General features: G+C 72.1%; 5 protein-coding genes and 1 pseudogene. All 6 read right to left on the bottom strand.

The window, feature by feature from the left end; all coding sequences use genetic code 11:
- The coding region (locus FGF04_RS28435; RefSeq protein ID WP_149514419.1) for a class I SAM-dependent methyltransferase at nucleotides 1-867 on the bottom strand (867 nt) is incomplete at its 3' end.
- Between the two features lie 60 nt (nucleotides 868-927).
- Nucleotides 928-3,195: a bifunctional glycosyltransferase/CDP-glycerol:glycerophosphate glycerophosphotransferase gene (locus FGF04_RS28430; RefSeq protein ID WP_149514177.1), complete on the bottom strand. Its 2,268-nt coding sequence runs from the start codon at nucleotides 3,193-3,195 to the stop codon at nucleotides 928-930.
- A gap of 150 nt (nucleotides 3,196-3,345) precedes the next feature.
- Nucleotides 3,346-4,218 carry a carbohydrate ABC transporter permease gene (locus tag FGF04_RS28425; RefSeq protein WP_149514418.1) on the bottom strand — a complete coding sequence of 291 codons (873 nt, stop codon included), beginning with the start codon at nucleotides 4,216-4,218 and terminating at the stop codon, nucleotides 3,346-3,348.
- A 74-nt stretch (nucleotides 4,219-4,292) separates the two neighbouring features.
- Complete coding sequence (locus tag FGF04_RS28420) at nucleotides 4,293-5,645, bottom strand: carbohydrate ABC transporter permease (RefSeq protein ID WP_149514176.1); 1,353 nt, start codon at nucleotides 5,643-5,645, stop codon at nucleotides 4,293-4,295.
- Between the two features lie 8 nt (nucleotides 5,646-5,653).
- Nucleotides 5,654-7,045, bottom strand: a complete 1,392-nt coding sequence (locus FGF04_RS28415; protein ID WP_149514175.1) for an ABC transporter substrate-binding protein — start codon at nucleotides 7,043-7,045, stop codon at nucleotides 5,654-5,656.
- A 304-nt stretch (nucleotides 7,046-7,349) separates the two neighbouring features.
- A pseudogene (locus FGF04_RS28410) lies at nucleotides 7,350-7,548 on the bottom strand (FtsK/SpoIIIE domain-containing protein); the annotation flags it as partial.

The raw sequence follows: 7,548 nt of genomic DNA, 5'->3' as shown, positions 1-7,548 counted from the left end.
GGTGGGAGCGGGTCCGGCCGGCGCGGGCCGGGAGGCGGCGGCCGGCGCGGGGGGTCCGGCGGGCACGGCCCCGGCGGGCGCGGGCGGTTCCTCCCCGGCCGCGTACCGGGAGACCGGGTGCTTCGGCTCGGTGGCCCTCCTGCCGTCGATGCGGATCATCCCGTGCCCCGCGACCTGCTGGACCTCGTGCCACAGGTCCTCGCGGGCCGCCAGCCACTCCAGCAGCGCGTCGCGCGGCGGCTCCGGATCGCCCCAGGKGCCGTAGAACTTCGTCCCGGTCACGCATATGGGGCGCAGGTCGAGGGCGGCGACCGCGCCCCAGGKGGCGGCGGCGACCCCCGGGCAGTGCTCGGCGCGGTAGTCGTCCAGCACGACCACCCCGTCCGGCAGCAGGATGTCCCGCACGGCCACGATGTCCCCGTGCACGTGCTCGTACAGGTGCGAGGCGTCTATGTGCGCGAAACGGCAGCTGCCGTCCGCGACGCGGTCGGCGACCACCGAGGTCGGGGCCTGCAGCACCGTCGGCAGCTCCTCGTGGAACGCGAGGAAGTTCGCCTCGAACGCCCGCCGGGTGAGCGTCGCGTACGACTTGTTCATCTCCTTGAGGTTGGCGGCGTCCGGAGCCGCCGAGTCGAAGAGGTCGCACACCGTGAAGGCGTCCCCCTCGCGCCGGTACGAGGCCATGAAGATCGCGCTCTTGCCCAGGTACGCGCCGAGTTCGAGCAGGTCGCCCCGCTGCCCGCGGTCCAGCTGCCCGGACAGGAACCAGTCGAACAGCTGCTGGTCGACGGCGCGGAACCAGCCCTTGACCTCGGACAGGGCCTGGGGGCGCGGGAGTTCTGCGGTGCCGTTGGTGCTGGAAGTCATGAGTGCTCCGTGGACCGGGGACTGTGGAATTCCTGTGCTCGGGGATGGGACCGGAGTGCCTCAGGGTCTGTCAACGACGGGAACGGAAACGCCGGGTGTCGGGACGGTGGCGAGGGGTGAGGACATGCCTCGGTCGGCCGCCGACGGCACCGGACGGCGCTCCCGCGGCGGCACCACCGCGGGCAGGCCGGCCGTCTCGCCCAGCACGACCCGGCGGACGACCCGCTCGGCGGCCCGCCCGTCGTCGTAGGGGCAGAACCGCTCCCGGAAGGCGGTGCGCAGCTGCGCGGAGCGCGAACCGCGCCAGTGGCCCGTCGCGAAGATGTCGATCAGCTCGTCCTCGGTGCGGGCGATCGCGCCGGGCGGGAAGGCGCGCAGGTCGAAGTAGGTGCCGCGGGCCGCCTCGTACGCCTCCCGGTCGTCCGCGTGGATCACGATCGGCCGGTCCAGGCCCGCGTAGTCGAACATCAGTGACGAGTAGTCGGTGACCAGCGCGTCCGAGGCGAGGCAGAGCGACTCGACGCTCGGGTGGTCCGACACGTCGATCAGCCGGCCGCCGCCGTCCGGGACGAGCGGGGCGCGGTGCACGGGGTGCGCGCGGGCCAGCAGGACGAACCGCGGACCGAGCCGGCGCAGCACCCGCTCCAGGTCGAGCGCCGTGCGCGGACCGCGGCGGTAGTCCCGGTACGTCGGCGCGTACAGGATCGCGACCGCGCCCTCGGGGATGCCGAGGGAGGCGCGCAGCCGGGCCACGTCCGCCGCCGTCGCCCGCTGGAACACGTCGGTGCGGGGCTGGCCGTACTCCAGCATCGTGTACCCGGCCGGGAAGACGCGCTCCCAGACGAGCGTGGAGTGCCGGTTGCCGGACAGGCAGTAGTCCCACCGGTCGGCGTCGCGCAGCAGCCCGGCGAAGTCGGTGTCCCGGGCCGCCGCCGGACGTTCCTGGAGGTCCAGGCCCATGTGCTTGAGCGGGGTACCGGCCTGCGTCTGCACCAGGACCTGGCCGGGCCGCTTGACCAGCCGGGGGTGGAAGCCGGTGCCGGCGACCAGGTACCTGGACCGGGCCAGGGCCGTCCAGTACGCGGCGGAGCCCGGCGTCAGCCGGCGCGTCCCCGTCGGGACGGTGTGGTGGAACGCCGGGTCCGCGACCCACGCGGTGCGCATTCCCGGCGCGTACGTGCGGAACGCGACCTCCAGCGCCCCCGGGTTGCAGCCGTGGCCGCGCCCCCCGTCGCCGGCGAACACGGCGTGGTCGCCGCGCACGGGCAGCCGGCGCTGGACGCCGTAGTGCAGCCGCAGCGCCCCGGCCCGGACCCCGCGGGCCAGCGCCCCGGTGAGCCGCCCGGCGCGCCGCTTCAGCCGCGTCGCCGTCCACAGGGCGCGGTACGCGCGGTGACTGCCCAGGCGGACCAGGGCGTGCCGCAGCCGGTTGCGGGAGGGGACGCCGGCGCCGGGCACGCGGTGGCGGACGTAGTGGGCGCGGGCCCTGCGCAGGAAGGCGGCGCGGGAGCCGCGCGGCAGCCGGTCCCGCTTGAGGAACACCGCGGACAGGTGGTCGACCATGCGCCGGAACAGCACCGGCCGCCAGTGCGCCAGCTCCGGGTGCGCGTCGAGGTGGGCGAAGACCCGGTCGTACTGGTCGAAGATGTCGAAGTGCTTCTCGCTGGTCGTGCCGAGGATGTTCCCCCGGCGCCGCTGCCGGTAGTGGACGCAGACCCGGTCGAGCGTCGCGATGGTCTCCGCGGCCATCAGGACCGGCGACGTCCACGGGGTGTCCTCGTAGTAGCCGGGCGGGAACGTGAAGTCCTCCCGCTCGACGAACTCCCGGCGGTACGCCTTGTTCCACACGACCATCAGGACGTCGAGCAGCCCCGGCCGGTCGTCCAGGCGGAACGGCGCCGGGCCCTGCTCGTGGAGCTGCCGCGCCTGGACGTTGCGGACCGTCTCGCCGGTCCAGAAGGTGCGCGCGTAGTCGTAGACCAGGACGTCCGGGTCGCCGGTCTCCTTGACGCGGTCGGCGATCGCCCGCAGGGCGTGCGGGGTGAGGGTGTCGTCGCCGTCCAGGAAGACCAGGTAGTCACCGGTCGCGTACCGCATCCCCGCGTTGCGGGCCCGGCCCAGGCCCACGTTCTCCTTGAGGTGGACGGCCCGCACCCGCGGGTCACCGGCGGCGAACTCGTCGAGGATCGCGCCGCAGGCGTCCGGCGAGCAGTCGTCGACCGCGATCAACTCGAAGTCGGTGAAGGACTGTTCCAGGACCGATGCCATGCACTCGTGCAGATACGCCTGCACCTGGTAAGCGGGGACAATGACACTGAACCGGGGCAAGGGACATCCATAAGTCGGCGCGGCCATATGGCCCGGCAACGGCCGAAGGGGGTACGTGGTTACGCCGGATGCGGCATGTGGGGGACCCCCGGGGTGACGCGAAGGGGCGGCCCGTCGCCGGACCGCCCCTCAAATCGCTTTCCCTGAAGGCTACTTGACCGCGCCCGCCATCACGCCGGACACGAACTGCCGCTGGAACGCGAAGAACACGGCCAGCGGGATCACCATCGAGATGAACGCGCCCGGCGCGAGCGTCTCGATGTTGCCGGAGAACTGCCGGGTCTGCTCGGTCAGCGCGACCGTCAGCGGCCGGGAGCCGGAGTCCGAGAAGATCAGCGCCACCAGCATGTCGTTCCACACCCACAGGAACTGGAAGATGCCCAGCGAGGCGATGGCGGGCCCGCCCAGCGGCAGGATCACCGTCGCGAACAGGCGGGTCTCGCCCGCGCCGTCCAGCCGCGCCGCCTCCAGGAGTTCCCGGGGGATCTCCGCGAAGAAGTTGCGCAGCAGGAAGATCGCGAACGGCAGGCCGAAGCCCACGTGGAAGAGGACCACGCCGAGGACGCTGCCGAAGATCCCGAGGTCGCCGAAGAGGTCGGCCAGCGGGATCAGGGCGATCTGGATGGGCACCACCAGCAGGGCCACCACGGCCACGAACCACCAGTCGCGGCCCTTGAAGTCCATCCAGGCGAAGGCGTACCCGGCCATCGCGCCGATCACGACGACCAGCACGGTGGCCGGCACCGTGATCAGCACCGTGTTCCACAGGGCGTCGGTGATCTCCTCCTTGCCCAGCAGTGTCGAGTAGCTCTCGGTGGTGAGCTGGGAGGGCTTGCTGAAGACCTCCCACCAGCCGGAGGCGGCGATGTCGGTCGGGTCGCGGAACGACGAGGCGAGCAGCCCGACCGTCGGCGTCACCCAGAGCAGCGCGACCACGACGAGGAAGACCCGCACCGCGCCGCCCGCGAAGAAGCCCGCGAGTTTCGAGGCGAGTGACCGTTCGGGCGGACCGGCCGCGTCCACGGCCGCGGACGGCTGCGCGGGACTCCCGGGCTCACCGGGCTCACCGGGACCCTTCAGGGGTACGGAGGACGTGGTCACCGTCGACGCTCCTTTCGCAGCCGGCGGATGTTGACGATCATCACCGGCATCACCAGGAGCAGCAGGACGATGCCGATCGCGCTGCCGAGCCCCTGGTTGTTGCCGCCGCCGAAGGAGGCGTTGACCAGTTGCAGGGCCAGCACGTTGGCCTCGTCCTGACTGGGCTGCGGGGCGATGATGAAGACCAGGTCGAAGATCTTCATCACGTTGATCATCAGGGTGATCAGGACGACGACCAGCACCGGCGCGAGCAGCGGGACCGTGACCCGGCGGAACACCTGCCACTCGTTGGCCCCGTCGACCCGGGCCGCCTCCAGGAGGTTGCGGTCCACCCCCGCCAGGCCCGCCGCGATCAGCACCATCGCGAAACCGGCCCACATCCAGGCGTACGAGCCGATGATGGCCGGGGTGACCAGGCTCGGGCCGAGCCAGTCGACGCCGTTGTAGGGCGCCGCGAAGTTCGACTCGGGCAGCCGCAGCTGCGCACCGTCGGCGGCGGCGGGCAGCGTGAACGTGCCGTCGTCGCCCGCCTTCGCGGAGGCCACGACCTTGCCGTCCTTGACCGCCTCGACCTTGATGCCGGGCAGCGCCTTCTCGCCCGCGTCGACGGCGCCCTTCTCGCCGCCGCCGCCCAGCTTGAAGTCCAGCCAGACCGTGCCGGACACGCCGTCACCCGACGGCTCGGCCGACGTGGCGTCCCCGGGGTCGCCCGGCACCTTGTTCGGGGCGATGCCGACCAGCGGGACCAGCGCCGGCGTGCCCGCGCTCAGCGTGCCGGTGGAGGTGAAGGCACCCCCGCCGGACGCCTTGAGGTCGCTCTCGGTCGACGGGCGCGCCTTCGGGTAGACCGACGACTCGGCGAACGTGTCGTGCACGCCCACCACCACGGCGTTGGCCACGCCCTGGTCGGGGTCCGCCTCGTACACGAGCCGGAAGATGATGCCCGCGGCGAGCATGGAGATCGCCATCGGCATGAAGATGACGAGCTTGAACGCCGTGGACCAGCGCACCCGTTCGGTCAGCACGGCGAAGACCAGGCCGAGCCCGGTGACCAGCGCCGGCGCCACCGCCACCCAGATCGCGGTGTTCTTGACCGCGGTGAAGGTGGCGTCGTCGCTGAACAGGTCGCCGTAGTTGCCCAGGCCCACGAAGCCCGAACCGTCGGCGTCGTACAGACTGCGCCAGACCGAGTACCCGATCGGGTAGACCACGAGCGCGCCGAGCAGCACGATCGCGGGCAGCAGGAACAGGGCCGCCACCCACGGCCGGGTGCCCATCACACTCTTGCGCTTTCCGGCGGGGGGCACCGGGTTCGCCGGGCCCCCCGCCGTCGCGAGCTGCGACGACATCGGCGGCGTCAGCCCTTGTACGCCTTGGCGGCGGACGTCTCCAGCTGCTGCTGCGCGCCCGCGACGTCCTTGGGGTCCTTCAGGAAGTCCTGCAGCGCCTTCCACTCGCCCGTGCCCTGCGTACCGCCGAAGGCGGCCGGGGCCTGGTCGGACATGTCGAAGCGGAAGTCGTCGCCGGCCTTCAGGAGGGCCTTGGCGATGTCCTTGGTCACGTCGTCCTTGTACTTGTCGGCGTTCATCTCCTTGTTGGGGGAGATGAAGCCGCCCTGGGCCGCCCAGATCTCGGCCGCGTCGGTCGACGCCAGGAAGGTCAGCAGGGCCTGCGCGCCCTTGTCGTCCTTCAGCGCCACCGCCACGTCACCGCCGCTGACCACCGGCGACGCGTCGCCGACCGCCGGGAACGGGAACACCTTGGCGTCCGTGCCGATCTCCGACTTCGTGTCCGCGTTGATGTTGGCCGCCACGAAGTCGCCCTCGTAGACCATGCCCGCCGGGGTGTCGCCGGAGAAGGTGTTGGTCACCGACTTGGGGAACTCGGTGCGCAGCGCGCCCGCGCTGCCGCCCGCGAGCAGGTCGTCCTTGCCCCACAGCTGGGCCAGCGTGGTCAGGGCCTCCTTCACGGAGGGGTCCGTCCACTTGATCTCGTGCTTGGCCAGCTGGTCGTACTTCTCCGGGCCGGCCTGCGAGAGGTAGACGTTCTCGAACCAGTCGGTGAGGGTCCAGCCGTCCTGCCCGGCGACGGAGACCGCGGGCGAGCCCGCGTCCGACAGGGTCTGCGCGGTCTGCAGGAACTCGTCCCAGGTCTTCGGCTCGGCCGTCAGGCCCGCCGCCTCGAACGCCGCCGTGTTGTACCAGACCAGCGACTTGTTGGCGGCCTTCGCGTAGACGCCGTACTGCTTGCCCTCGTACGCGCCGAGCTCCTTCCAGCCCGTCGAGAAGTTCTTGTCGAGCTGCGCCTGCGCCTCGGCGCCCAGCGGCTTCACCCAGCCCTTCTGGGCGAACTGGTGCAGCACGCCGACCTGCGGGAGGAACGCCACGCTCGGCGGCTTGCCGCCCTCGATCTTCGTCCCCAGGAACGTGGAGGTGTTGTTGCCGGTCGGTACGTAACTGACCTCCGCGCCCGTGCGCTTCTCGAACTCGTCCAGGACCTTGGTGAAGTTCTCCTGCTCGGGGCCGGTCCAGACGGCCGCCACCTCAAGCTTCTGGCCGTCCAGCTTGGGCAGTTCGACACTGGCCGCGGCACCCTTCTCGCCGCCGCTGCCCTCGTCGTCCTTCTTGTCGTCGTCACCGCCGCACGCCGTGAGCGTGAAGGCCATCGCCCCTGCGACGAGGGCTGCCGCGGCCTTCGCGGCCGTGCTCCTCGTCCGCGGCCCGCTGACGCGAAGAATGCTGCTACGCATGGTGTGCCCCGTTCTCCGTCGAACGTCCGAGGTCCTGCCGCCGTTCTCCCGCCGTCCGCGGACGGGAGTCCCTGACAGGGCCTAGCGCTGTGCCGTGCGCTCTTGGTCTACGCCCGTCCGCTCGGCCTCGGCAAGGGCGCCTGCCCTGTCAAGGGCATGATCGTAATCGCGTCGTGACGTGCGGGAGCAGCTCCGCGGCGGGCCGGTGGGGCGTGTTGTCGGCTGCCGGCCGGTGGGGGCGGGCCGCGCAGTTCCCCGCGCCCCTGAGAAGCGGGCTGCGCCCTGCTTCTCAGGGGCGCGGGGGCTACAGGAGTGAGGGGACCTCCGCCGCGGCGACCGAGCGCGCCGCCCGCTCCAGCGCACTGGCCAGCAGGGCGAGGTCCGTCGGCCCGTTGCCCAGCTCCCGCACCGGCCGCCGCGCCGGCGGATCGCCCATCCGCGCCCACTCCAGCGGGACCACCGTCGGCCGCAGCGTGGCCGTACGCGGGATCCGCCCCGTCACC

Origin of the sequence: Streptomyces apricus (assembly GCF_008369065.1) — a bacterium.
In the GTDB taxonomy this organism is placed as follows: domain Bacteria; phylum Actinomycetota; class Actinomycetes; order Streptomycetales; family Streptomycetaceae; genus Streptomyces; species Streptomyces apricus.
Note: the sequence above shows the minus strand (reverse complement) of the source record. Positions and strands in the feature narration are given on the sequence as shown.

Coding starts and splice junctions, on each gene's coding strand:
- FGF04_RS28420 (WP_149514176.1), bottom strand. CDS start 5,645: ATGTCGTCGCAGCTCGCGACGGCGGGGGGCCCGGCGAACCCGGTGCCC.
- FGF04_RS28415 (WP_149514175.1), bottom strand. CDS start 7,045: ATGCGTAGCAGCATTCTTCGCGTCAGCGGGCCGCGGACGAGGAGCACG.